Origin of the sequence: Pseudomonas sp. MCal1 (assembly GCF_026341415.1) — a bacterium.
In the GTDB taxonomy this organism is placed as follows: domain Bacteria; phylum Pseudomonadota; class Gammaproteobacteria; order Pseudomonadales; family Pseudomonadaceae; genus Aquipseudomonas.
In genome coordinates this window covers 1-230 of sequence record NZ_JAKUMP010000049.1, presented here as the reverse complement: position 1 = coordinate 230, position 230 = coordinate 1, and the positions used below count along the sequence as shown (strand labels likewise).

Annotated in this window: 1 protein-coding gene; it reads left to right on the top strand. The window is 66.1% G+C overall.

Going from position 1 to position 230, the window contains the following annotated elements; genetic code table 11:
* On the top strand, positions 1–230 hold a 230-nt coding region (locus MKZ87_RS28910), incomplete at both ends, for a hypothetical protein (protein ID WP_266202227.1).

Below are 230 nucleotides of genomic sequence, written 5' to 3'. Positions count from 1 at the left end.
GCCGGCAATCTCAGCTACCGCTACAAGGATCGAGACATCAGCCTCACGCCGGCGCAGGGCCGGGTCATGCTCGACGCCCAGCATCGACTGGAGGAAGAGCTCAAGGCTGAAACCCGGGCCCGGCAGTATGGCGGTCAGCCGAGTCATGCAGAATCCGCCGCCCGCGATGCCCGCATCGCAGCGATTGTCGCGCCGGTGCGGGCGTTTATTCCGGCAGACCTGTACCGCGA